Origin of the sequence: Bacillus sp. KICET-3, assembly GCF_033261025.1 — a bacterium.
Classification (GTDB): Bacteria; Bacillota; Bacilli; order Bacillales; family Bacillaceae; genus Bacillus; species Bacillus sonorensis.
This window is the reverse complement of the sequence record NZ_CP137345.1, coordinates 2,639,441-2,663,258: the sequence shown is the minus strand read 5'-3', so window position 1 is coordinate 2,663,258 and position 23,818 is coordinate 2,639,441. Positions and strand designations below refer to the sequence as shown.

Sequence of the window (23,818 nt, the reverse complement as noted above, 5' to 3'; positions counted from 1 at the left end):
GGTCTTTATTTTTAATTGCCGGATTGAGTTTCTGTCTGGTTTCCGGAATTGTTTGTTTGATCTTTGTCATTGCCTGGTTTTTGGCTGCCGGAATCTGAAGAATCATCTTGATCTTCATCTTTTCTGCCATTGTTGTTGTCCGTATTGCCCGGGTTTTGATTTTGGTTATTATTGTCCGTATCGCCAGGGTTTTGTTTTTGGTCATCCGGCTGATCAGTGTTTCCGTTGTTTTGCTTATCTTTGTCTTCATCTTCGTCTTTGTTCTTCTGATCGTCATCTTGATTTTGCTGATCTTCATCTGTTTTTGACTCGTCGTCACTGGCAGCATTGACTTGAAGCGTCACAGAAGCCGGATCGCTTTCATTGTCATCGGTGACGGCCGTGACTTGGAATCTGTAGACAGATCCTTCTTTGGCATTCGGTATGACGGCCTCTTTGGCGCTGCTGTTTTGGATCTCGCTGTATCCTCCTCCGTCGACCGACTGTTTGACTTTAAATGTAGCATCATCATCACCTGAATATGACCACTTCAGTTTAATGCTCTTCGATGCTTCATCATACTCGGCGCTCAAGCCGGATGGTTTTGTTACATCTTCTTTTTCTTCATACTGCTTTGAAACGGTTGTCGGCTGTGTGCCTTTCACGAAATACTCGGTCGTCTTTTTATCGCTTGGCGTACCGCTGCTTGCCAGCGCCGGCGGATTTGATCCTTTCAGTACGGTCGCTTCCACGACGCTGTCAGGCTTATTGAATGATCCGCTGCCATCGTCAACCTTGGCAATGACCTGTTTAAACAAGATCTTGGCGATTTGCTGTTCGCTCGCACTCAGCGAATTATGGCCTTTTTTGCCGGTCCAGACGGCTGCTGTATATTGCGGCGTATAGCCGACAAACCACGAATCTTTCGCACCGTTCGGATTGATGCCGTATTTTTTAATGTCGGCTTCTTCAAAGTTCGTTGTTCCGGTTTTTCCGGCTACGGTAACGCCAGGGACCTGTGCGGCTGTTCCCGTTCCTGATTGAACAGCGGTTTTCAGCATATCCGTCATCATAAACGCGGTGTAATCGCTCATTGCAGCTTTCGACTCAGGCTTTAGGTCAAGTTTTGTGCCGTCATTGAATTCAACTTTTGTAACGAAATGCGGCTCATTATAGTAGCCATTGTTACCGAACGCGCTGTATGCGCCCGCCATTTGAACAGTGGAGACACCGTTTCCGAAGCCTCCGATTGCATATGCCTCAGACATCTCATCTGAATCAAGCGAAAGACCGAGACCTTTTGCGAACTTGGCGACGTTTTCCTTGCCGGCAGCCTGGAACGCTTTTAAAGCCGGAATGTTACGTGAATCGGCAAGCGCCTCTCTCATTGATATCCAATCTCTATACCTGTGGTCGTAGTTATGAATTTCCTGTCCTGTGGAATACTTATATGGTTCATCTTTTATTTGCTCATATGTCGACCACTTTTCGTTTTCGATGACAGGGCCGTAGTCAAGGATCGGCTTGATCGTTGAACCCGGCTGACGTTTTTCATTAACCGCATAGTTCCAATCGCCGGCATTTCGATTGCGTCCGCCGCCGATCGCTCGGATTTCGCCGGTTTTTGTATCAAGCAGTGTTATACCGGCCTGCATTTTCTCGGTGTACGGAATTGAATCGCTTTCCATAAGATCATCAACATAATTCTGTGCATCTGTATCAAGCGTCGTGTAAATTTTCAGTCCGTCTGTACTTGGTGTGACATGTGCTTTAGATTCGACTTCTTTTACAGCTTCTTCGACAAAGTCACTGTATTTATTAGAGTTTGTTTTTGCATACTGTTTAGGCGACACAAGCCCTTTTTTCACAGACACTTTTTTCGCTTTGTTGTATTCTGCATCTGACAGGAAGCCGTGTTTGTTCATCAGGCTTAAGACGATATTCCGCCTTTTTTCGGCTTGTTCAGGGTGTTTCACCGGGTTGTAGTTGTTCGGGCTTTGCGGCATTCCGGCAAGCGTCGCGGCCTGCTCCACCGTCAAGTCCTTCAAATTGGTGATTCCGTAGAACTGCTCTGCCGCTTTGCCGACACCATAAGCCTGCGGTGAGAAATAAATCCGGTTTAGATACATTTCAAGAATTTCGTCTTTTGAATATTTTCGTTCAAGCTGAAGGGACAGCCATACTTCCTGGACTTTTCGCTTCAGCGTTTTTTCATGTGACAGAAGGGAGTTTTTAACGACCTGCTGTGTGATCGTACTTCCGCCTTCTGAACCGAATCCGCCCTCAAAGTTTGCGAGAAGCGCTCCCCCGATACGGATCGGGTCAACCCCGTGGTGATCGTAGAAACGGGCATCCTCTGTCGCGAGGAAAGCGTTTTTGACATTATCCGGTATATCTTTAATCGACACATACTTCCGTTTTTCCGAGCCGAGCTCCGCGATTTTTTTCCCGTTTTTATCATAGATGGTGGACGAATACGGCGTTTTCAGCTTGGCTTCGTCAAGGGACGGTGCGTCGGCCACCATGACTGCAAATGTGACGCCTCCGGCAATTAAGCCGATGACGCCGATGATCAAAATAGATAAAAGAATCTTTTTAAATAGTCCGGCTTTCTTCTTTTTCTTGGGTTTAGAATGAGTATTAGACCTGCTTTTGCCCTGTTGGGCTCTTCGCCGTTCCTGGCGGCTGTTAAATTGATCTGACATAACATCTCAACCTTTCGTAGTTAAACCTTTCCGCTCACATGACTTTAAAATCATAATTTATGATGGCGAAAAATACAACTGGTCAATAACTTTAATATAATCAATTCTTGGCGCATATCCAAGCGAAATGGAGTGAGCGGCTTCTTCAAGCTCATCTTTTCTGATCGATTTTCTGCCGTTTTGCTGTTTCCTTTCCCAGAAACCAAACAATTTTTCAGCTTCCAGAAAATAAATTTCTCCAAATGCGGATATAATAACAAAGCAAATGCCGCCTTGCGCCACGACCTGTTTCATATGCTTAATCTGATGGTCGTGGAAATTCTGCAAGGGGAAGGATGTACGGCTTTTTGTTTCTTTCGCTTCAAAATCGATGTAGCGCCCTTTATAAACCCCATTGTAATCAGTCGTTGACGATTGTTTGAAATACGCTTCTTTTATGACAGCGGCGCTTCGCTTCGGATAATCGACTTGTACGATCTGCACAGGGGTCGGTTTTTTATGGATGACCGCAATGGAATGATTTAGATAATATATATTCGTTTCATTCAAATCATCTTCGAGGGTCATTCCGCGATTGCTGTACGACGTCTTTTTATTTAAGGATGAGGCAGTTGGTTTCGGCTGATAGGTTTTACCGTTCGGATAGCGAATCACTTTCTTCATCCTCCTTTTTAAAAAAATCTGGAAACAAACGGAAGTGACCTGACTTGGGCAACACAATCTCCTGGAAGGAGCTGACGCGCTATATTCAAGAGCTGACCGGAAAACTGAATAAAGATAATATCTCGCGGACCAATGCCTACAAAAAATACTTCGACCGTCATCCGGAGATCAAGTGGGCGCTTCTGGCATCGTTTGTTTCCCGGAATGCCGGCTGGTCGATGACTGATTTAAAAGGGAGCCTGTTTGGGCCCGGGTTATCAGATGCCCAGCAGAAATGGCTGTTTCTGACGTATGAAAGGGCAAACTGGCTTATTTTTTCCGACGCATATCCGCAGCTTCTTTTATATCAGTTGTCCAAGCAGTTCGAAAAGCCTCTTTTTCATTTGCTTCCCGCTTTAGGCGTTTCTTCGTTTATGGAAGCGGAATGGGAGCGGTTTTGGCATGAGCGGGATCAGAAGCGGCTCATGTATGCTCTTATTATCAATGAACAAAACACTATCCAAACTCCTATTATACAAAATCCTCTGTTTAAAAAGAATGTTTTTCACACGATTCCTTTTCAGGTATGTGAATGGTTTCATTTCAATACCGTGATTTTTCCGACGGTTGAAGGCGTTTTTTACGGCGTGTCGGTCAAACGGTTTACAAGTCTAAAAGAAAGAATCAAGCTTGGCAAACAATTAAGCCAGCTGTTGTTCAGGCCTGAGCTGTTTCCTTTCTTCTTCCATTTCACAACCTATGTTCCGCATACCGGTTCGCGCTTTGATATGGAGCGCTGGGCCGGGGCTATGAGCAGGTCCTCGCCATTTTTGAGAACATGCTTTCCCGTCATTGCCCATTCATTAGACGGAGTAAAAACCGATTGGTTTCACGGGGAAAATATGGAGGGGTTGTTTGAAGACGAAAAGCTGCCGGAAACGATTGAATTAACGGAATGGTATTTTCATAAAAGGCGGCAGCTGCGGGCTGTGTTCTCGCTGGAAAACTGGCTGAAAAAGAGCTGGAAATGAAAAAAAGCAAGGAGCCCTTGCTTTTTAAGTGGACGGACGGTTTGGTCCGCCTAATTTTTTATCCAATTGATCTGCCTGTTTTGCATCCGGTTTTGATTTAGCCGGGGATTTCTTTTTATTGTTTTCCACAGCAGGCACCTCCTTGACCTTTAGATTTTGCATAAACAGCCCCGTTCATACAATTTTTCGGGAGGCGCTGTCGAAACGGCGCCGATCGGAGGGAAATTCACTTTCTTTGACGGTTTCCTTCTAGTTTTGTCAGCCGTAAAGGAATGGACGGCTGAAAGGAAGAAAGCATAGAAAGCGATCAAAAAGGAGGTAGGCAAATGAGCGGATTTGTAAAAAAAGAGGTTGTCCTTCAAATGCTTTTGGAAACGGAAACAGAGCTGAAATCAGCGGAAATCAAGCTGACCGGAGCCATCATAAGGGAAAAAGCCGAAAAAGGCGCTGTATGGAAGGAACGGCTTGACCTCATTGAACGAGAACTGAATGAGCTGTCATCCTGCTTAAACAGTACGATGATGGGGATGAATCGCCACGGGGAATCCGCTTAGCCTTACGGAGCTCGAATTCGTTGTGTTTACCCGGTCTGTCTGGTACGATAAACCCGAGGTGAACATGTTGGATACACAATCTCTTCTTGTTCAGACACGGGAACTCATCCGCCTGGCAAATGAAGCTTATAAACGATATCAAAAGGGCAGGGAGGAAGGTGCAGAGCATGATTTCTTCAAGGTTGTCAAACCGGCTGCCGACCAATGCGAACAGGCTGTGAAAAGCTGGCTGAGCGACAGTCTGGCCTATGTAAAGGAATATCATCCAAAATATATTTATGAAGAGCAGCTCCGTTCAGTCGAGGAAAACCTGAATGAAATCGTGATGCAGTCCTATTTCTGTAAAATTCATAAAAAGCGTTTTAAAGATTTGACGGAATCTGTGCTTTACACGCTGAAAAACATGGAAGACGACATACAAAAAGGAGACCGGGATTAGCCCGCGTCTCCTTTTGGTCAATTGGCGTCCGCATGTAAATCGTAAGCAGGATGCTGTGCTCCATTCGCTTCAAGAACTTTCATACTTGTGCGAAATTCGTTTAATGTCAGATGCCCCTGAATGTATAAAAACTTAGCAAAATCCATCAGCTTATTCATACAGTCTGTCTCGTACTGCTTCATCTCGGCAAAACAATTTCTTAAGTATGATACGTTCAAATGTCGCATCCCCTCTCATCTATAGTAATAATATAGTACCATAACAATTCGACTTTTTTCTGTTTTTCAAAAATTAAATCTTTCGACACTTTTTGACAAATTTGTGACAGTTGCTTTGGAACGGGATAGGCATACATGTCATACGATGATAGAAAAAGGGCGCCAGAAGGAGAGATGAAAGATGGAAGAAAGGAGAGCCGCCACCAGATTTCCTTATTCCGATCAGCATTTATATTATCCGGGTTACCCGTATTCCCATGGGCACCCGTCTTATCAGCCTGCTCCTCATGACTACGGCCATGAACAGGCCCAGTATGCCCAGCCGGGAGGCAGCGGGTTTCAATCTTCGCCAGCTTTTTTTCAGCCGGTGCAGCAACAGATCGCCCCATTTTCAGCCTATCAGCAGCCTGTCCAGCAAGTTCAGCCATTTCCTTATCCGAATCCGTATCCGCTGCCAAGGCCCAACCTCCATCAGCCTTCCCAATTTCAGGGCTTCCTGTCACAGTTTAAGAAAAAGAACGGCCAGTTTGACTTTAATAAGATGATGGATACAGCCGGCCAAATGGTGAGCGCCGTCAACCAGGTGGGATCGCTTGCTAAAGGTTTTATAGGGTTTTTTAAATAAAAAAAGCATGGATGATCGTCATTCATGCTTTTTTTGCGCCGGAAAAGAAACGGTCAGAACGTTCCGGTTCCATGATGTCTTCATCGTTTCTTCACGCACGGGGTATGGGAGCAGGATTGTTCTTGACAGGCTTGAAAATGATTGTGAATTTCCGCCTTTTGTTTCTTCTTTTAAGGCGATGTGCAAATACCGCGACTTGGCTTCAATCATAATATCGCCATTTTGAAACGATTCGGGGACGGTAATGTCGATTTGAAGCTCTCCGTTTTTTTCTGTGAGGTTCATCGAAATGCTTGAATGCTGCAGCTGATCAGATATGATTTTTTGAAATGAATTTAAGATTTCATGAAAAGGAGAGGCATAAAATAATTGTTCAACCGCTTCTTGAAATTCGTCTTTTTTGCTGAGAGAGTGATCATCATGCTCTTTTGGATCCATTCACTGTCACCTCGGATTTTTTACTTTCAGCTTATGCAGGGGCAATTGATATGGTTATCGATTGATGGGAATTTGAAAGTATGGTTAAATAGTGGGGAATCCGTAGTTTTGATTAAAATTGTTCCTCTTTTAAAGCTACATAAAGAGGCGTATTTGAAAGGAGCCCAATTGCTTTGCTGAAAAAATTGTTCGGTATTGGTCATAAACAGGATGAAGTGAAAGAAGAAACCGTTTTTTCACCGGTTGACGGACAAGTAATCGATCTATCAAAAGTGCCGGATCCCGTTTTTTCTCAAAAAATGATGGGTGACGGAATGGCTGTAGAGCCTTCCAGCGGCGAAATCGTATCACCTGTAGACGGGGAAGTGATTCAGCTGTTCCATACGAAGCATGCCATCGGCATCCGTTCATTGTCCGGAGTGGAGCTTTTAATCCATATCGGGCTGGAAACGGTGAGCATGGAAGGGGAAGGCTTTACCGCCCATGTCAAAGAAGGCGACAAAGTAAAAGTCGGAGACCCTTTAATTACATGCGATCTAGAGCTGATCAAAGAAAAAGCGAGCAGCACGGTTACTCCGATCGTCATTATGAACGGCGATGCGGTGGAGCGGGTCACAAAGCATGAAGAGGGAGCGGCGAAAAAAAGCCAGACAAAGCTTATGGAGCTGAAAGTCAAGTGATGAAAAAGCAGGGAGCCGTTCTCTGCTTTTTTTGATGATATTCACCTCTTTCAGAACGAACGGACATTCGCTAAAATAGGTAGTGGAGAGGTGACAGTGTTGTTTCAAAAACGAAATTTGACAGAGATGATTCAGTTTCTGAAAGAAGACCAGACTTTCAGCAAACAAATCGTTCATTGGCATACAATCGAAAAAAAAGATGCGGACTACCGAGATTTTCCGGAACGGTTGAACGAAAAACTCGTTCAGGCGCTGCGGCGCAGAGGGATTGAAAAGCTCTACTCCCACCAGGCTGAAGCGTTTCTGCACAGCGCAAACGGCAGAAATGTAACACTTGTGACGCCGACTGCATCGGGAAAAACGCTTTGCTACAACCTGCCCGTTATTCAGCGGATTACCGAGGACTCTGATGCAAGGGCATTATATCTTTTTCCGACAAAGGCATTATCACAGGATCAAAAAAGCGAGCTTAATGAACTGATCGAGGAGATTGGCGCATCGATCAATTGCTATACATATGACGGCGATACATCGCCGGCCATCAGGCAGAAGGTCAGAAAAGCGGGCCATATTGTGATCACAAATCCGGATATGCTTCATTCGGCCATTCTGCCTCATCATACAAAATGGGTTTCCCTGTTTGAAAACTTGAAGTACATCGTTATCGACGAGCTTCACGTTTACAGGGGCGTTTTCGGCAGCCATGTTGCAAATGTCATCAGACGTCTGCTGCGCATATGTGAATTTTACGGCAGCAGGCCGCAGTTCATCTGCACTTCGGCGACGATCGCCAATCCTTTGGAGCTTGCAGAGACGCTGACGGGACAGCCGATGCATTTAATTTCAAATAATGGCGCGCCTTCGGGGAGAAAGCACTTTTTATTTTATAATCCTCCGATTGTCAACCATGCGCTTAATATAAGAAAAAGCGCTACGCTTGAGGTCAGGAAGCTGGCTTCCGAATTTTTGAAAAATCAGATTCAAACGATTGTCTTTGCGAGAAGCAGGGTGAGGGTTGAAATTATTTTAACGTACCTTCAAGACGTGATGAAGCCGATTGTCGGCGCCCATGCGATTCAAGGCTACAGAGGCGGATATTTGCCGACTGAACGGCGGATGATTGAAAAAGGGCTTCGCAGCGGGGAGATCAAAGGAGTCGTCAGCACAAACGCGCTTGAACTCGGCGTTGACATCGGCCAGCTGCAAACGTGCATTATGACCGGATATCCGGGAACGATCTCAAGCGCGTGGCAGCAGGCTGGACGGGCCGGGAGACGGCACAATGAAGCGCTGATCGTCATGGTGGCAAGCTCTGCGCCGCTCGATCAGTATATTGTCCAAAATCCAGACTATTTCTTTAAGCAAAATCCCGAAACCGCTGTGATCAACCCGGATAACCTTGTCATTCTGGTCGATCATATTAAATGTGCCGCTTTTGAGCTTCCTTTTAAGCGGACCGATTCATTTGGCGGTGTGGAGATAGAAGATATTCTGGAATATTTGGCGGAGGAAAGGGTTCTTCATTTAAGCGGAGAGACGTACCATTGGATGAACGACGCTTTTCCGGCCCACGGCATCAGTCTCAGGTCAGCTTCACAGGAGAATGTCGTCATCATTGACCAGTCAAAACGTGAGAAAGCAAAGGTCATCGGCGAGATGGACAGGTTCAGCGCGATGACGCTTTTGCATGATGAAGCGATTTATTTGCACCAGGGAATTCAGTACCAGGTTGAAAAGCTGGACTGGGAAGAGAAAAAAGCGTTTGTCCGCGAGGTCAAGGTCGATTACTATACAGACGCAAACCTAGCCGTTTTGTTGAAAGTGCTTGAAATTGACCAAACAAAGGAAACAGATGCCGCACAATTCGGATTCGGTGATGTGACGGTCCAGGCAAAAGCGACCATTTTCAAAAAAATAAAATTTGAAACACATGAAAATATCGGCTCAGGTCCGATCCACCTTCCGGAAGAAGAGCTTCATACAAATGCGGCCTGGGTTCAAGTCAATGATGAAGAAAGACAGCATTGGAATGACATCAAATTAGAAGAAGCTTTATTAGGCGCTGCAAACGTACTCGGCTATGTCGCCGCTCTGAAGGTCATGTGCGATCCGTCTGACTTGCATGTCTTCCCGCAAATCAAAGCGGTCCATAATGAAAAGCCGACGATCTTTTTGTATGACCGCTATCCGGGCGGCGTCGGTTTATCGCAAAAAGTTTATGAGCAGATGCCCGAGATTATCGGTGAAGCCTATCAGCTCATTGCAAATTGTCCGTGCCGTTCAGGCTGTCCGTCATGCATCGGAGTCGACGGTGAAAGCAATCAGACAAAGGACAATGCGCTTCGCCTTTTAAATGGCTGGAAAGGTTGAGATCACATGTCTTTAAAAAGAAAGCTGAACCGCTATAAACATCACCTGGGAAATAAAGAAAAAAGAAGCGGCGCTGAAGGCGGCGCCCCTTCCCAAGCCCTACAGGCCCCGTCATTTGAAAAAGAATGGTCAGCGTTCGGAGTCAAACCATATGTGTTCGAAGAATGCTACTGTTTGATCCGCGAAGTGGTCTACCCGCTGACGCATGTCCATGGGAAGTATTCGTTTTCCGAGCTTCATGACGTTGTCGGCGCATGGAATAACAGCGGTATAACCCATTCCTTGTCCAGCAAAGGCTATCAGCCTAGCCAGCTTTTTTTCTTTGATACTGAAACGACCGGGCTTGGAGGCGGTGCCGGCAACACGATCTTTTTACTCGGCCATGCAAGGGTTTACGATGATAAAGTTGTCGTCAAACAGCATCTGCTCCCCAAACCGGGAAATGAGGTCGCGCTTTACCACAGTTTTTTAAGCGAGGTTGATATTAAATCGCTTTGCACCTACAACGGCAAAGCTTTCGATTGGCCTCAGGTGAAAACGAGACATACGCTGATTCGCGACAGGCTTCCGGAACTTCCTGATTTTGGACATTTCGACTTGCTGCATGGCGCGCGGCGGCTGTGGAAACATAAATTCGAACGCGTCTCTTTGAGCACGGTTGAAAAAGAGGAGCTGGGCATTGAGAGAGCCGAAGATACCCCGGGCTATTTGGCGCCGATGATCTATTTCCATTTTTTAAAGGAGGAACGTCCTGACATAATTGAAGGCGTTCTTCGCCATAACGAGCTTGACGTCCTCTCATTGATCACGCTTTATATCCATCTGTCAAAGAAAATCCTTTCGCCCGGAAAAACGGCGGAAGCAAATGAAAAATATGCAATGGCCAAATGGCTCCTCGCAAACCGGGAGGCGGAACTTGCGACTGCTCAATTAAAAGAGCTTGAGTCTAAAACCTTTGAACAGTCCGACCGGGCGTCATTTGATTTATCGCTTCAATATAAAAAACAGGGCATGCTTGAAAAAGCAGCTGCACTGTGGCAAAAGCTGCGGGACGCTGCAGATGAAAAAACAGCCTGGCGGGCAAGCATCGAGCTTGCTAAATATTACGAACATCAAAAGCGTGATATTCCGGCCGCGCTCCACATCACAGAAGATCTCCTCAGCCAGTGCAGCTCCAAAAAGCTTGTGCCGACGGAAAGGGAGGCGGCCCAGCTTGACATCCGCCATCAGCGGCTGTTGAGGAAATGCGGGAAAAATATTCCCCGGGCAAGCGCAAAAACCGACGGTATTTTTTAATAATAACAATGGAACATGTTATGAATTGTAGAAACATCAAAATTCTTGTAAAATAACGCTAGACTGTGGTGAAGGGAGCGTTGATATGTATAAGGGGCTGTTTTATTTGTTTTTTGTCGTTGTTTTATTTATCATTTTTGTTTTGACCAATTTCAAGGAAAGCTTTATGGCTTACTTTTAAAATAGGTTTTTATATTAGTACATGTTCATCCCCTGCTTCATAGTTTAATAGTGTATATATAAGCTTTTAGGAAAGGGGATCAGATCATGCACTGCAGACCAAACATGGTGGGGCCGATTGTTCATCCTACACAATGCTGTTATACTCACACGCACGGCAAAACGTTCGTACCGCATATTCATCCGCAGCATACTACGAATATCAACCATCAACATTTTGCACACGTTCATTACTACCCGCAAACTCAATCAAATGTGAGTCAGGCGACACATCAGCATTTCGTCAGTCCCGGACCGGGCCCGTACACAGGATCAGGATTTGGCGGCTACTAAAAGGCGGACTGCGGAGGTTTTGTGAGGATGAATCAAGCCGGTTTTGACGGAAAGAGAATATTTTAAAAAATGGGGCGGAGCACGGCCCCATTTTTTAGCAGGTGATCAAGTGAAAGTATTGGCTGTTACAGGCTACAAACCATTTGAAATCGGAATATTTAAACAGGATGACCCGGCGCTTTTTTACATAAAAAAAGCGATTGAAAGCAGGATTCTCGCTTTGCTTGATGAAGGATTGGAATGGATACTCATTTCTGGGCAGCTGGGGACCGAAATCTGGGCGGCGGAAGTGGCGTTTTCCCTTCAGGAAGAATATCCGGAGCTGAAAGTGGCGGTCATTACCCCGTTTTTTGATCAGGAGAAGAATTGGAATGAGAAAAACAAAGAACAGTATGAGGCGGTGCTGGCCCAAAGCGATTACACGGAAAGCCTGACCCACAGGCCTTATGAAAGCCCGGCGCAATTTAAGCAGAAAAACCGGTTTTTCATTGAAAAAGCCGATGCTTTGCTGATTCTTTATGATGAAGAAACGGAAGGATCGCCTGTTTACATGCTGAATGAAGCGAAAAAAGCCCAGGAAAAACGCGATTTCCCGATCTACATGATCACGATGGATGATCTTAGATGGACCGTTGAGGAGCACAGTTTTTTTGAAGAGTGACATACACATGAGAAATTTGACATTGTACACGTTTTCTGAAAAAATATAAGATGATGATTCACGATATGAGGTGAAAAAGATGCTTGCTGATAAAGTGAAGCTTTCTGCTAAAGAAATTTTAGAAAAAGAGTTCAAAACAGGAGTCAGAGGCTACAAACAGGAAGATGTTGACAAGTTTCTGGACATGGTGATTAAAGACTACGAAGCCTTCCATGAGGAAATTGAGGAATTGCAGCAGGAAAACCTGAACTTGAAAAAACAGCTGGAAGAAGCCAGCAAAAGACAGCCTGCTCAATCAAATACGACCAACTTTGATATTTTGAAAAGACTGTCCAATTTAGAAAAACATGTATTTGGAAGCAAATTATACGATTGATGAAAAAACCTTGCCCTTTAGAAGAAAATAGGCTATAATAGTGGATGTCTTAACGTTCGGGTAATCGCTGCAGATGTTTGCATCTGTAGAGGAAAGTCCATGCTCGCACGGTGCTGAGATGCCCGTAGTGTTCGTGCCTAGCGAAGTCATAAGCTAGGGCAGCCTGTTTTCAGGCTGACGGCAGGAAAAAAGCCTACGTCCTTTTCGGATATGGCTGAGTATCCTTGAAAGTGCCACAGTGACGAAGTCTCACTAGAAATGGTGAGAGTGGAACGAGGTAAACCCCTCGAGCGAGAAACCCAAATTTTGGTAGGGGAACCTTCTGAACGGAAATGAACGGAAGGAAGGACAGAGATATCTCTGTAGATAGATGATTACCACCTGAGTACGAGGTGAAAGCCGATTGCAGTACGAGGGAACAAAACATGGCTTACAGAACGTTATGAACCATTTATTATGATGACAATGCATAAGCTCTCCGTCAAAAGGAGAGCTTTTATCATGAAAAGACATACATAAAAAACAGGTGATATGATGAAAACCTTCAAATTAATTGCAACAGCCCCGATGGGAATCGAAGCGATCGTCGCCAAAGAGGTTCGCGCCCTTGGCTATGACTGTACCGTTGACAATGGAAAAGTGGTGTTCGAAGGGGACGCCCTTGCCATTTGCAGGGCAAACCTTTGGCTGAGAACGGCTGACAGGGTGAAAATTCAGGCCGCTGAATTTACCGCGAAAACATTTGATGAATTATTTGAAAAAACAAAAGCCATTGACTGGAGCGCCTTCCTCCCCGAGAATGCGAAATTTCCCGTTACGGGGAAATCGGTAAAGTCGGTTCTCGCGAGCGTTCCCGACTGCCAGCGGATCGTGAAAAAAGCGATTGCCGAAAAGCTGAAAACACAATATCAAAAACAAAACGAATGGCTTGAGGAAACAGGTCCGGAATATAAACTTGAAATCTCGCTTTTAAAAGACAAGGCAGTCATCACGCTCGATTCATCAGGCGCAGGACTGCACAAAAGGGGATACCGGGCAGGCCAGGGGGAAGCGCCGCTAAAAGAAACACTTGCCGCCGCTCTCATTCTGCTGACGAACTGGACGCCTGACAGGCCGTTTGTTGATCCGTTTTGCGGTTCAGGCACGATTCCGATTGAAGCGGCCCTCATTGGACAAAACATCGCTCCCGGATTTAACAGGGAGTTCGCTTCTGAAAAATGGGAATGGATCGGAAAAGAACTCTGGAATAAAGCCCGGATGGAAGTTGAAGAAAAAGCGAATTATGATCAGCCGTTGTCCATCTACGGCTATGACATCGACCACCGTATGGTCGAAATCGCAAAGGCAAATGCCGAAGAAGCGGGGCTGGCCGATTTAATCGAATTTAAGCAGATGCAGGTTAAAGATTTTACGACCAAAGAGGAATACGGCGTCATTGTCGGGAATCCGCCGTACGGCGAACGACTCGGAGAAAAAGAGGAAGTCGAAAATATGTACAAGGATATGGGCCATGCGTTTGCCGAACTTGATACATGGTCCGTGTATATGCTGACATCAAACGAACGCTTTGAAGAATGCTACGGCAAAAAAGCGACGAAGAAACGAAAGCTCTTTAACGGCTTTATTAAAACAGACTATTATCAGTATTGGGGGAAAAGGCCGCCGAAAGCGAAAAAAGATTAAAACATTTAGGCCGATCAAAAGGGCTGTCACCAACATCGACAGTCCTTTTTGTGATGGGGGAAATTTTTATATCGCATCAACTGCTGTGATATGGAACCCCGCTTGTTGAAGCGGGGTCTTGCCTGTCGGGGACAAGCAGAAAACATATGGGAATCCAAGGCTGTTAGCCGCGCGTCAAAATATCGATTCTCTAGAAGATCCAGGAATCATTTTTCTTTTTATAAGAGTACTCATCGTACTTTTTAGGCGATTCATAGTAATAGTATTCTTTTTTGCATGGCTCATCATGTCTCTTGCAAGGATCGCAGTAGTAGTAATAATCCTTCTTATACTCGTGGTGCTTCTTGCAAGGCTCATGGTAGTAATAGTCCTTCTTATACTCGTGATGCTTCTTGCAAGGCTCATGGTAGTAGTAGTCCTTCTTATACTCGTGATGCTTCTTGTAAGGCTCATGGTAGTAGAAATCCTTCTTATACTCGCGATCCTTCTTGCAAGGCTCGTAGTAATAGTGCTCCTTTTTAGGCTCGCAATAGTAGTAGTACTCCTTTTTACAGCGCTCATCGTGCTTTTTGTAAGGCTCGTAGTAGTCCTTCTTGTAAGGATCATAATCATGCTCATACTTGCCGTAATGATCCCAATCGTGTTTTTTAAAAGGTACATAATAGTACATAAACTTTCCACCTCTGTATATAATTTTTAATTCCATACAACATATGATGAAATAATGGAATAGACTGGGTATGTGTGTTGGATAAAACGCACATTGTCTGTATCGTGTTCTCAGAGGAAAAGCCCAATTGCAGGGATGAAAGGGATTCTAGTATACCGTGGCATCCTCTTCAAGAAGGAAAAATAGGCAGATGTCCAAGCCTTCGTCTTACAATTCGCCGGGTTGCAACTTGAAAATCAGCCTGTATAAAAACGGAAAACTTTGCATATACTCGGGATTATTCCATTTGTAAAGAGGTGATGTCATGTTAAGCAGCGAACATATCCAAATGATTCAAAAAGCCCTTGAGATGTCATCCAGCGAGCTGGAAAGCGATGGCGGAGAGCAGCTTACATATGCGAAACAAGAGCTTAAAAACGCGATCAGCCATATGGAATCGACAGACCACCCGTTTTTGACGTATTCGATTTACCGGAAATGATGGCCCGCCCTGCCCCTTTTTACGTTTCACAAATCTTTCTTGTTGAATTTCTAAACCCATAGTGATAGGATAAAAGTTCTGAAAAACTCGATAGTTGGGGGTTGGAGCAGGGTGACAGCATCTCGTCTGCCTTTTTCATTAACAAAAACAAAAAACTTTTATGAAGAACTGAACAATTGGATCGGTGATGTATTTTACGATATTCTTCCTGAAAAGGGCTTTGATCTGCGGGATGAGCAAATATTCATGGCTTTTCAATTAGAGCGGGCATTTAAAGAAAAAAAGGTCATGTTTGCCGAAGCCGGTGTAGGAACGGGAAAGACGCTTGTATATCTGCTGTTTGCGCTCAGCTATGCCAGATATACGGGTAAACCGGCGGTCATCGCTTGTGCGGATGAGACGCTGATTGAACAGCTGGTCAAAAAAGAAGGGGATATTCATAAAATATCCGAACACCTGGGCCTGACCATTGATGCAAGGCTCAGCAAATCGCATGATCAATATTTGTGCCTGAAAAAGCTAGAAAAAACGATGCAGCGTTCTGATGATGAAAAATGGCTTGACCTTTATGAGGAGCTTCCGGGCTTTGTCCATGAATCACAAGGGATGCAGTCATTTTCTCCGTATGGAGACAGAAAGGAATACCCTTCACTGTCGAACGCGGAATGGGCTGACATCGGGTATGATTCATTTCAGGACTGCCTCACTTGCGATATGAGACACCGCTGCGGCTTGACGCTGTCAAGGGACCATTATCGGAAATCGACGGATTTCATCATCTGCTCCCATGATTTCTATATGGAGCATATCTGGACAGAGGAAGCGAGAAAACGGGAAGGGCAGCTCCCGCTGTTGCCCGAACACAGCGCTGTTGTCTTTGATGAAGGGCATCTGCTTGAATTTGCCGCGCAAAAAGCGCTGACATACAGAGTGAAGCAATCGACCCTGGAAATGTTTCTTGAACGGCTGCTGGGAAATGATATCAGAGAAGAGTTTGCCGAACTGGTGGAAGAAGCGCTGCGCGTCAATGATGAATTTTTTCATTTGCTTTCCGCCAATGCCGAAAAAGCCGAAGGTTCGGACCGCTTGCGCATCAAGGATGATGCCGGAGTGAAAAAAGCAGCCGGAGAACTATATGATCTGCTTGAAAAAATCGGCGAGGCGCTTGTTTTCGAAGGCGAATTGTATACACTTGACCAGTATGCTTTAACAGTGGTTGAAGAATATCTTGAACAAATGGCCTACTCTCTTTCGCTTTATAGAAAAAATGCGATCAGCTGGCTCGAGCAGAAAGAGCTTGAATCGACATTTGTGGTGATGCCGCGGACGGTCTCGGAAGTCCTTGGAGAGAAAGTGTTTTCCAAACCGATCCCATTTATCTTTTCTTCAGCGACATTATCGGAAAAGGGTTCTTTTGATTATTTGGCGAAAAGCCTCGGCATTCGCGACTATTTATCGCTAACGGTTGATTCGCCTTACGATTATGAAGAGCAGATGAATGTGTACATTCACCGAATCGCTGATGCGGAGAAGAAGGGGAGCGCGGCGGTCGGCAGCATGAGAGAAGAGGGGGGAAGAACCCTCGTCCTGTTCCCGTCATTTGAAGAACTGGAGGCGTTTAAACAGCAGCTCGCCGGGAAGAACCTTCCGTTCCCCGTATATTTTGAAGGAGACGAAGAAATCAGTACGATCGTCGAAAAATTTCAGAACATAGAAGATTCTGTTCTTTGCTCCGTACATCTTTGGGAAGGGCTTGACATCCCGGGCAGCTCGCTGCAAAATGTCATCATTTGGTCGCTTCCTTTTCCGCCGTACGATCCGGTGTTTGAAGCGAAGCGGAGCGGTGTAAAGGACGCATTCCGCGAAGTCGATCTGCCTTATATGCTGCTGAGGCTCCGTCAGGGCATCGGTCGTTTGATCCGTTCCAACGAAGACAGGGGCAAGATCCATATTTACGCTGTGTCTGATCAAGAGTGGAATGTGATGAAAGAGGTCGAGGCGGTGCTTCCTGTTGATCCGGTCTATGTTTAAATGAAAAGCGGGTTTTCCGCTTTTCTTTTTTTATACGGTTGCAACGGCATAAAAGTTGACTTTCGTAAATATTTCCATTAGTCTGATTACAATTCGCATCATTATCAGGAAGAGGGGGATCGATGTTGAGTGTGAATACATATGAAAAAGAATTTTTGCAATTGTTAAAGAAAATCAGCCAATATGAACAAGCAATCAACGTGATGTATTGGGATATGAGAACGGGCGCTCCGAAAAAAGGGGAAGAATACCGTTCAGAAGCGATCGGACAATTATCGGCAGACGTTTTTCAGATGAGGACGTCAAAGCGGATGAAAGAGCTGCTTGATGCTTTGTCCGAACAAAAAGAGAACTTGCCGCATGATACGCAAAAAGCGGTCGAAGAAGCAAAAAAAGAATACGAATTAAACAGTAAAATCCCTGAGGATGAATTCAAAGAATATACGACGCTGACATCCAAAGCGGAATCGGTCTGGGAAGAAGCAAAAACATCATCAGATTTTTCTCTGTTTTCCCCTTACTTGGAAAAAATCATCGATTTCAAAAAGCGTTTTATTACATACTGGGGATATGAGGGCCATCCTTACAATGCGCTTTTGGATTTATATGAACCGGGTGTTACGGTCAAAACGCTTGACGCGCTTTTCTCCGAATTGAGGGAGTCGATCGTTCCGCTCGTGCAAAAAATCGCCGACAGCCCACAGAAGCCTGACACGAGTTTTGTGAATAAGCATTTTCCAAAAGAGAGGCAGCGCGAATTATGCCATTTCTTTTTAGCCGAGCTCGGCTATGATTTTCATGCAGGCCGCCTGGATGAGACGGTTCATCCGTTCCAGATCACGATCAGTCCGGGAGATGCGCGGGTGACCACCGCATATAACGAGTCCGATTTCCGTTCGGCTGTGTTCGGGACGATTCATGAGTGCGGACACGCGATATACGAGCAAAACATTGATGAAGCTTTGAGCGGAACCAATTTATCAGAAGGCGCTTCAATGGGAGTTCATGAATCACAATCTTTGTTTTATGAAAACTTTATCGGCAGGCACCCCGGTTTCTGGAAGCGGTATTTTTATAAAATAAAAGAAGCAAGTCCGGAACAGTTTCAAGGTGTTACGGCTGAAGCATTTTACAGGGCCGTGAATGAATCGAAGCCGTCTTTGATCCGGATTGATGCGGATGAATTGACATATCCGCTGCATATCATGATCCGCTATGAAATCGAAAAAGCGATATTCAGCGGCGAAGTCTCGGTTGAGGACCTGCCGAAGCTGTGGAATGAAAAATATGAAGCTTATCTTGGTATTACGCCTCCAGACGATGCAAAAGGAATATTGCAGGATGTCCACTGGTCAGGCGGTGATTTTGGCTACTTTCCTTCATATGCACTCGGATATATGTACGCCGCACAGCTGAGGGCAAACATGCTTGAAGATCTTCCCGCATTCGACCAGCTGATAGAAAACGGAGAGTTTCAGCCGATCAAAAAATGGCTCACAGATCACGTCCATGTTCACGGCAAACGAAAAAAACCGCTCGAGATCATGAAAGCCGCGACAGGAGAGGAATTGAACGTCCGTTATTTGATCAGCTATTTGGAAGAAAAGTACACGAATTTGTATTTGTAATCGAAACCCCTTTCCATAACACGGGAAGGGGTTTTTGCCATCTGAATTTTCAGTCAAATACGAACGTTTGGACGGAAATTTGTCAGGGAGTTCGTTGTTTTTTGATTTTAGTCTTTCCAATTCGCCGGAAAGTTGCTATAATTTGATACAATATATCACTCATATAATCGCGTGGATATGGCACGCAAGTTTCTACCGGGCACCGTAAATGTCCGACTATGAGTGGGCGCTAACGATACGAATGTCTGCCGTCTTGTAAGCAGGCGGTTTTCGTCTTTTTCAGCATTGCCCGCTCGACTGTTATTACGAGCCGGCAATGCTTTTTTATTTTTAATAAGGGGCATTTCAAAAACGGAGGGTTATACATGGAACAGCTAAAACGAAAAATTGAAGAAGAAGGCACTGTGCTGTCTGAAGAAGTGCTGAAGGTCGATTCTTTTTTGAACCATCAAATTGATCCGGAGCTTATGCTGGCTGTCGGTGAAGAGTTTTCTTCTCTTTTTCAGGGCGAAGGGGTTACAAAGATTGTAACGATTGAGTCTTCCGGAATCGCGCCGGCCGTTATGGCAGGATTAAAGCTTGGCGTACCTGTTGTTTTTGCAAGAAAGCGCCAATCTCTCACATTGACCGACAATTTGCTGACGGCATCTGTTTACTCATTTACGAAAAAAACGGAAAGTACGATTGCCATTTCAGCCGGCCATCTTTCAGAGGATGACAACGTGCTTGTCATTGATGACTTTTTAGCGAACGGACAAGCTGCAAAAGGCCTTGTCTCCATCGTTGAACAGGCTGGAGCTAAGGTCTGCGGGATCGGGATCGTGATTGAAAAATCGTTTCAGCACGGCAGGAAAGAGCTTGACGAGCTCGGAATCAGAGTCGAATCCCTGGCGAGAATCGCATCTCTTAAAGGCGGCAAAGTGACCTTTTTACAGGAGGTGCGGTCATGAAGCTGACAGCCGGAAAAACCGTTTCATTAAGTATTCAGCACGTGTTGGCCATGTATGCGGGGGCCGTCATGGTTCCTCTTATCGTGGGGGACGCTCTGGGGCTGACGCCTGAGCAGCTTACGTACCTTGTATCAGCCGATATCTTGATGTGCGGGATCGCCACATTGCTGCAAGTATGGAAAAACCGCTTTTTCGGCATCGGTTTGCCGGTTGTCTTGGGATGTACCTTCACAGCCGTTTCTCCGATGATTGCGATCGCTTCGAAATACGGCATACCGGCGATTTACGGAAGCATTATCGCCGGCGGGCTGATCATTGTATTGATCTCGTTTTTCTTCGGGAAACTTGTCCGGTTTTTCCCTCCGGTGGTCACCGGTTCCGTTGTGACGATCATCGGAATTACGCTGATCCCAACAGCGATGAATAATATGGCTGGCGGTGAGAACAGCGAGGATTTCGGCGCGCTGTCCAACCTTGCTTTAGCGTTTTCGGTTCTTTTGGTTATCGTTCTGTTGAACCGCTTTACAAAAGGATTTTTAAAATCTATTTCCATTTTGATCGGGCTTTTGGCCGGAACGGCTGCCGCCGGCCTGGTGGGAAAAGTGGATTTTACAGAAGTGGAGCAGGCGGGCTGGATGCAGATGATTCATCCTTTTTATTTCGGAACCCCGGTATTTGAAGTCACTCCGATCATCACGATGACCCTTGTCTTGATCGTCAGTTTGGTAGAGTCTACAGGCGTTTACTTTGCGTTGGGCGATTTGACGGACAGACAGCTGACGGAGAAGGATTTAGCCAAAGGGTACAGGGCGGAAGGACTTGCCGTTTTATTCGGCGGAATTTTCAATGCTTTTCCGTATACAGCTTATTCGCAAAACGTCGGCCTTGTTCAATTGACAGGTGTCAAAAAAAACAGCGTCATCGCAGCTGCGGGAGCATTTCTTATTTTGTTGGGGCTGTTTCCAAAAGCGGCCGCACTGACAACAATCATTCCAAAACCTGTATTGGGCGGCGCCATGGTAGCGATGTTCGGCATGGTGATCGCCTACGGCATCAAAATGCTCAGCCGTGTTGATTTCGGAAAACAGGAAAACCTTTTAATAGTTGCATGTTCAGTCGGCATCGGACTCGGTGTAACGGTCGTTCCGCAGATGTTTCAGCATCTGCCTGAAAGCATCAAGCTATTGACTGAGAACGGGATTGTTGCGGGAAGCTTTACCGCAATTATATTGAACGCGATTTTTCATATCCATCCATTTTCACGGCCTGTGCCGGTGGAACATGCGGAAGCCGTACCAAGCGAAAAATCAGCTGTTTAAAACCTCACAATCGTGGGGTTTTTCTTTTTTGAACGTGTTTTCTGTTTTGTAATCAGACATACTATCCGTAAGAAGAGGAGGCTAATCTGATGAAAACAGAGCATGGGCTTGTTGAACACATCCGCACAAAAGACGGCGGACAGGCCGTGATTAGACCTGTCAGCCTGGCGGATGCCGGAGACATCATCGAAGCGGTGAAAGATGTGATCGACACCGGCGTGTACATCCAAAAGGAAAGGCCGCGCACGCTTGAGGAAGAACGCGCCTTTATCAAGGATATGAATGAAAAGGACAATATGTATGCAGCCGTTGAAATCGATGGAAAGGTCTGCGGCATCGCCAGGGTGATCAGAGGCGAGCTCCAGATGAAGCGGCATACCGGATTGTTCAGGACATGGCTTCACAGCAAGGCGCAGGGGCTCGGCATCGGCAAAGAAATCATGTCCTACACACTGAAATGGTGCAGACTTCATCAGCTTCATAAACTGTGCCTGACTGTATTTTCTTCAAATGAACCGGCTCTTGTTCTCTATAAGAAAAACGGATTTATCGTTGAAGGAATTCAAAAAGAACAAATATATGCGAATGGTGTGTATGACGATGAAGTGCTGATGGCATTCTTTTTTGGGCGCTCCACATGAGCATTGAGTACGCTTTTTGAGAAGAGGTGGTGCTTTGGCTTTTCTCTTATCGGCAGGAACGAGCATCCCCCGTTGCCATGTCAGTCAAGAACAGGCTGCCGGGTTTGCGAGAGACATGTTCAAAGATTCTTTTAGAGACATTGACCGACTGCTGGCTTCATTCAAAAATGGAGAGATTCAATCAAGGCAGTTTGTCATGCCTATAGAATGGTATAAAAAAGCAAAAAGTTTTCAGGAGAAAAATCAAATATACGTTGAAATGGCAGTACGGCATAGCGCAGAAGCCGCATCAAAATGTCTGGCGGATCAGCGGTTTTTAAAAAGAGAGATTCCATTTGAAAAAATTGATGCGATTTTCTTTGTGTCGTCAACAGGCATCTCGACCCCAAGCATTGAAGCGAAGCTGATAAACATTCTTCCTTTCAGACGAGAGACGAAGCGTATCCCGATCTGGGGCCTCGGCTGTGCTGGAGGCGCTTCGGGAATCGCGCGGGCGTTTGAATACTGCACCGCTTTTCCGAAAGCTTATGTTCTGGTGATTGCGGCAGAGCTTTGCAGTTTAACTTTTCAAAAGGATGATCAAACGAAAAGCAATTTGATTGGAACGTCTTTATTCGGCGACGGGATTGCCGCCGTTTTAATGTGCGGAAGGGAAGCCGACTTGCAGGACTCGCGGTTTGGCATCCTGCCGGAGGTGTTAAGCTCCAGGTCGTCTACTTTACCAGATTCGGAAGATGTCATGGGATGGAACATCAATGACAACGGTTTTCAAGTCGTGTTTTCCCGGGACATCCCGTCTTTGATCAGGACAAATTTAAAGAAAGACGTTGAAGCCTTTCTCAATGCACAAAACGTCGGACTGGACGACATTCAAGTGTTTCTTGCCCATCCGGGCGGCAAAAAAGTACTTGATGCTTATATGGAGAGCCTCGGTTTCTCAGAAGAACATCTTGCATGTTCAAGACGGATCTTGACGAAGCACGGCAATATGTCTTCAGCGACCATTATGTACGTCATCAAAGAGTGCTTGTTGACCGTCACTCCTGAACCGGAAAAGCATGGCCTTTTAGGGGCGCTGGGCCCCGGTTTTTCATCAGAGCTTCTCATCATGAAATGGACGAAAAAAGCAGGTGGATAACATGTTTTGGATCATTCTATTTGTTTTTATCTTTCAACGGCTTGTTGAACTGGCTGTCGCCAAACGGAATGAAATATACGCCAAAAAACGCGGAGCGATCGAATATGGGAAGCGCCACTATCCATTTATCGTGACGATGCATGTCCTGTTTTTCGCCTCTTTCATTTGTGAAGCGGCCGTTTTTGAGCGCGGAATCCTGCCGTTCCCGGCCCTTGTTTTGACGGGGTTCGCGCTTCTGCTGACACAAGGCCTGCGGTATTGGTCGCTTTTTTCGCTTGGGGAATGCTGGAATACGAAAATATTGGTTATTCCCGGGGCGAACCTGATCAGAAAAGGGCCTTACCAATGGATCAAGCATCCAAATTATCTGGCCGTCGTGCTTGAATTGTTCTTGCTTCCGTTGCTTTTTCAGGCGTATGTGACAGCGGTTGTATTTACGGTTACGAATGCCATATTAATGATGATCCGCATCCGTGAAGAGGAGCAGGCGCTGAAGAAATTATGTCATTGAAAATGATTATCATTTCATTTATAATGGATGTGAAAAACATTCTCATTATAGGATGGTGAAACATATGACAATGTTTTTTTTAGTTGGTGCTGTATGTACATACAGTCTGATGATCGGATATGTGTTAAAAGGAATTTCAAAGCGCTCCGCATAATTGAATATATCTGTGAAGCTGCCGTCCTGGCAGCTTTTTCTCATGTTTTCGTTAGATGGTGCAGAAAAATACAGAATTGTCGTGT

General features: G+C 45.5%; 26 protein-coding genes, 1 other RNA gene and 1 riboswitch. Of the genes, 22 read left to right on the top strand and 5 right to left on the bottom strand.

Annotated features, from left to right (window positions below; genetic code table 11):
- Positions 1-11 precede the first annotated feature (11 nt).
- Together R5H20_RS13595 and recU are read right to left on the bottom strand one after the other, a co-directional pair.
- The gene (locus tag R5H20_RS13595; protein ID WP_029418358.1) at positions 12-2,684 is read right to left on the bottom strand and encodes a PBP1A family penicillin-binding protein; all 2,673 of its coding nucleotides are present in this window, start codon (positions 2,682-2,684) and stop codon (positions 12-14) included.
- Between the two features lie 57 nt (positions 2,685-2,741).
- Entirely contained in the window at positions 2,742-3,338 is a 597-nt protein-coding gene (gene recU / locus R5H20_RS13590) for a Holliday junction resolvase RecU (protein WP_006636366.1), read from the bottom strand.
- 53 nt (positions 3,339-3,391) lie between these two features.
- Between recU and R5H20_RS13585 the strand changes: the two genes are divergently transcribed.
- Complete coding sequence (locus tag R5H20_RS13585; RefSeq protein ID WP_006636365.1) at positions 3,392-4,357, top strand: DUF2515 domain-containing protein; 966 nt, start codon at positions 3,392-3,394, stop codon at positions 4,355-4,357.
- 24 nt (positions 4,358-4,381) lie between these two features.
- Here the strand turns inward: R5H20_RS13585 and sspM are convergent, their stop codons facing one another.
- The gene (sspM, locus tag R5H20_RS13580) at positions 4,382-4,486 is read right to left on the bottom strand and encodes an acid-soluble spore protein SspM (RefSeq protein ID WP_006636364.1); all 105 of its coding nucleotides are present in this window, start codon (positions 4,484-4,486) and stop codon (positions 4,382-4,384) included.
- 197 nt (positions 4,487-4,683) lie between these two features.
- Between sspM and R5H20_RS13575 the strand changes: the two genes are divergently transcribed.
- On the top strand, positions 4,684-4,911 hold the full coding sequence (locus R5H20_RS13575; RefSeq protein ID WP_006636363.1) for a DUF5446 family protein: 228 nt from the start codon (positions 4,684-4,686) through the stop codon (positions 4,909-4,911).
- A gap of 64 nt (positions 4,912-4,975) precedes the next feature.
- Positions 4,976-5,350, top strand: coding sequence for a YppE family protein (locus tag R5H20_RS13570; protein ID WP_006636362.1), 375 nt, complete (start codon positions 4,976-4,978; stop codon positions 5,348-5,350).
- Between the two features lie 17 nt (positions 5,351-5,367).
- Here the strand turns inward: R5H20_RS13570 and R5H20_RS13565 are convergent, their stop codons facing one another.
- Positions 5,368-5,568 (bottom strand): YppF family protein, encoded by a 201-nt coding sequence (locus R5H20_RS13565; RefSeq protein WP_006636361.1) that lies wholly within the window; start codon positions 5,566-5,568, stop codon positions 5,368-5,370.
- A gap of 181 nt (positions 5,569-5,749) precedes the next feature.
- Between R5H20_RS13565 and R5H20_RS13560 the strand changes: the two genes are divergently transcribed.
- Entirely contained in the window at positions 5,750-6,193 is a 444-nt protein-coding gene (locus tag R5H20_RS13560) for a YppG family protein (protein WP_006636360.1), read from the top strand.
- Between the two features lie 18 nt (positions 6,194-6,211).
- Here R5H20_RS13560 and R5H20_RS13555 read toward each other — a convergent pair whose 3' ends face one another.
- Complete coding sequence (locus tag R5H20_RS13555; protein WP_006636359.1) at positions 6,212-6,631, bottom strand: Hsp20/alpha crystallin family protein; 420 nt, start codon at positions 6,629-6,631, stop codon at positions 6,212-6,214.
- A gap of 173 nt (positions 6,632-6,804) precedes the next feature.
- On the opposite strand from R5H20_RS13555, the gene R5H20_RS13550 reads away from it, so the two are divergent.
- The 18 genes from R5H20_RS13550 to fbpC all read left to right on the top strand — a co-directional run bounded on the left by R5H20_RS13550 (position 6,805) and on the right by fbpC (position 23,733).
- Positions 6,805-7,311, top strand: a complete 507-nt coding sequence (locus R5H20_RS13550; RefSeq protein WP_006636358.1) for a PTS sugar transporter subunit IIA — start codon at positions 6,805-6,807, stop codon at positions 7,309-7,311.
- A 126-nt stretch (positions 7,312-7,437) separates the two neighbouring features.
- Entirely contained in the window at positions 7,438-9,681 is a 2,244-nt protein-coding gene (locus R5H20_RS13545) for a DEAD/DEAH box helicase (protein ID WP_051056655.1), read from the top strand.
- 6 nt (positions 9,682-9,687) lie between these two features.
- Positions 9,688-10,977, top strand: a complete 1,290-nt coding sequence (locus R5H20_RS13540) for a ribonuclease H-like domain-containing protein (protein ID WP_006636356.1) — start codon at positions 9,688-9,690, stop codon at positions 10,975-10,977.
- Positions 10,978-11,244: 267 nt separating this feature from the next.
- A complete protein-coding gene (locus R5H20_RS13535) occupies positions 11,245-11,490 on the top strand; it encodes a CotD family spore coat protein (RefSeq protein ID WP_006636354.1) in 246 nt (81 codons plus the stop codon).
- A 109-nt stretch (positions 11,491-11,599) separates the two neighbouring features.
- Positions 11,600-12,151 carry an SLOG family protein gene (locus tag R5H20_RS13530; protein WP_006636353.1) on the top strand — a complete coding sequence of 184 codons (552 nt, stop codon included), beginning with the start codon at positions 11,600-11,602 and terminating at the stop codon, positions 12,149-12,151.
- A gap of 79 nt (positions 12,152-12,230) precedes the next feature.
- Positions 12,231-12,527: a cell division regulator GpsB gene (gene gpsB / locus R5H20_RS13525; RefSeq protein WP_006636352.1), complete on the top strand. Its 297-nt coding sequence runs from the start codon at positions 12,231-12,233 to the stop codon at positions 12,525-12,527.
- A 52-nt stretch (positions 12,528-12,579) separates the two neighbouring features.
- An RNA gene (rnpB, locus tag R5H20_RS13520) (RNase P RNA component class B) lies at positions 12,580-12,965 on the top strand.
- Positions 12,966-13,061: 96 nt separating this feature from the next.
- The gene (locus R5H20_RS13515) at positions 13,062-14,210 is read left to right on the top strand and encodes a THUMP domain-containing class I SAM-dependent RNA methyltransferase (protein WP_006636351.1); all 1,149 of its coding nucleotides are present in this window, start codon (positions 13,062-13,064) and stop codon (positions 14,208-14,210) included.
- A 118-nt stretch (positions 14,211-14,328) separates the two neighbouring features.
- Positions 14,329-14,910, top strand: a complete 582-nt coding sequence (locus R5H20_RS13510) for a hypothetical protein (protein ID WP_040347836.1) — start codon at positions 14,329-14,331, stop codon at positions 14,908-14,910.
- Positions 14,911-15,184: 274 nt separating this feature from the next.
- Positions 15,185-15,361, top strand: coding sequence for a hypothetical protein (locus R5H20_RS13505; RefSeq protein ID WP_006636349.1), 177 nt, complete (start codon positions 15,185-15,187; stop codon positions 15,359-15,361).
- Positions 15,362-15,472: 111 nt separating this feature from the next.
- The gene (locus R5H20_RS13500; protein ID WP_006636348.1) at positions 15,473-17,392 is read left to right on the top strand and encodes an ATP-dependent DNA helicase; all 1,920 of its coding nucleotides are present in this window, start codon (positions 15,473-15,475) and stop codon (positions 17,390-17,392) included.
- A 125-nt stretch (positions 17,393-17,517) separates the two neighbouring features.
- Complete coding sequence (locus R5H20_RS13495) at positions 17,518-19,020, top strand: carboxypeptidase M32 (protein ID WP_006636347.1); 1,503 nt, start codon at positions 17,518-17,520, stop codon at positions 19,018-19,020.
- Positions 19,021-19,159: 139 nt separating this feature from the next.
- A riboswitch (purine riboswitch) is annotated at positions 19,160-19,259 on the top strand.
- A gap of 126 nt (positions 19,260-19,385) precedes the next feature.
- Positions 19,386-19,970 (top strand): xanthine phosphoribosyltransferase, encoded by a 585-nt coding sequence (gene xpt, locus R5H20_RS13490; protein ID WP_006636346.1) that lies wholly within the window; start codon positions 19,386-19,388, stop codon positions 19,968-19,970.
- On the top strand, positions 19,967-21,289 hold the full coding sequence (locus R5H20_RS13485) for a nucleobase:cation symporter-2 family protein (protein WP_006636345.1): 1,323 nt from the start codon (positions 19,967-19,969) through the stop codon (positions 21,287-21,289). The genes xpt and R5H20_RS13485 overlap by 4 nt, the downstream gene beginning before the upstream one ends.
- An 89-nt stretch (positions 21,290-21,378) precedes the next feature.
- Entirely contained in the window at positions 21,379-21,930 is a 552-nt protein-coding gene (locus R5H20_RS13480) for a GNAT family N-acetyltransferase (RefSeq protein ID WP_006636344.1), read from the top strand.
- A 34-nt stretch (positions 21,931-21,964) separates the two neighbouring features.
- Positions 21,965-23,068, top strand: coding sequence for a type III polyketide synthase (locus tag R5H20_RS13475; protein ID WP_006636343.1), 1,104 nt, complete (start codon positions 21,965-21,967; stop codon positions 23,066-23,068).
- 1 nt (position 23,069) lies between these two features.
- Entirely contained in the window at positions 23,070-23,579 is a 510-nt protein-coding gene (locus R5H20_RS13470) for an isoprenylcysteine carboxyl methyltransferase family protein (RefSeq protein ID WP_006636342.1), read from the top strand.
- Positions 23,580-23,643: 64 nt separating this feature from the next.
- The gene (fbpC, locus tag R5H20_RS13465) at positions 23,644-23,733 is read left to right on the top strand and encodes a Fur-regulated basic protein FbpC (protein ID WP_006636341.1); all 90 of its coding nucleotides are present in this window, start codon (positions 23,644-23,646) and stop codon (positions 23,731-23,733) included.
- Positions 23,734-23,818: the final 85 nt, after the last annotated feature.

Excerpts from the sequence above, each read along its gene's own strand:
- R5H20_RS13570 (WP_006636362.1), top strand. The coding sequence starts at position 4,976 with ATGTTGGATACACAATCTCTTCTTGTTCAGACACGGGAACTCATCCGC.
- R5H20_RS13515 (WP_006636351.1), top strand. The coding sequence starts at position 13,062 with ATGAAAACCTTCAAATTAATTGCAACAGCCCCGATGGGAATCGAAGCG.
- R5H20_RS13595 (WP_029418358.1), bottom strand. The coding sequence starts at position 2,684 with ATGTCAGATCAATTTAACAGCCGCCAGGAACGGCGAAGAGCCCAACAG.
- R5H20_RS13485 (WP_006636345.1), top strand. The coding sequence starts at position 19,967 with ATGAAGCTGACAGCCGGAAAAACCGTTTCATTAAGTATTCAGCACGTG.
- R5H20_RS13575 (WP_006636363.1), top strand. The coding sequence starts at position 4,684 with ATGAGCGGATTTGTAAAAAAAGAGGTTGTCCTTCAAATGCTTTTGGAA.
- xpt (WP_006636346.1), top strand. The coding sequence starts at position 19,386 with ATGGAACAGCTAAAACGAAAAATTGAAGAAGAAGGCACTGTGCTGTCT.
- R5H20_RS13480 (WP_006636344.1), top strand. The coding sequence starts at position 21,379 with ATGAAAACAGAGCATGGGCTTGTTGAACACATCCGCACAAAAGACGGC.
- R5H20_RS13535 (WP_006636354.1), top strand. The coding sequence starts at position 11,245 with ATGCACTGCAGACCAAACATGGTGGGGCCGATTGTTCATCCTACACAA.
- R5H20_RS13470 (WP_006636342.1), top strand. The coding sequence starts at position 23,070 with ATGTTTTGGATCATTCTATTTGTTTTTATCTTTCAACGGCTTGTTGAA.
- R5H20_RS13560 (WP_006636360.1), top strand. The coding sequence starts at position 5,750 with ATGGAAGAAAGGAGAGCCGCCACCAGATTTCCTTATTCCGATCAGCAT.
- R5H20_RS13545 (WP_051056655.1), top strand. The coding sequence starts at position 7,438 with ATGATTCAGTTTCTGAAAGAAGACCAGACTTTCAGCAAACAAATCGTT.
- R5H20_RS13505 (WP_006636349.1), top strand. The coding sequence starts at position 15,185 with ATGTTAAGCAGCGAACATATCCAAATGATTCAAAAAGCCCTTGAGATG.
- R5H20_RS13540 (WP_006636356.1), top strand. The coding sequence starts at position 9,688 with ATGTCTTTAAAAAGAAAGCTGAACCGCTATAAACATCACCTGGGAAAT.
- gpsB (WP_006636352.1), top strand. The coding sequence starts at position 12,231 with ATGCTTGCTGATAAAGTGAAGCTTTCTGCTAAAGAAATTTTAGAAAAA.
- R5H20_RS13555 (WP_006636359.1), bottom strand. The coding sequence starts at position 6,631 with ATGGATCCAAAAGAGCATGATGATCACTCTCTCAGCAAAAAAGACGAA.
- fbpC (WP_006636341.1), top strand. The coding sequence starts at position 23,644 with ATGACAATGTTTTTTTTAGTTGGTGCTGTATGTACATACAGTCTGATG.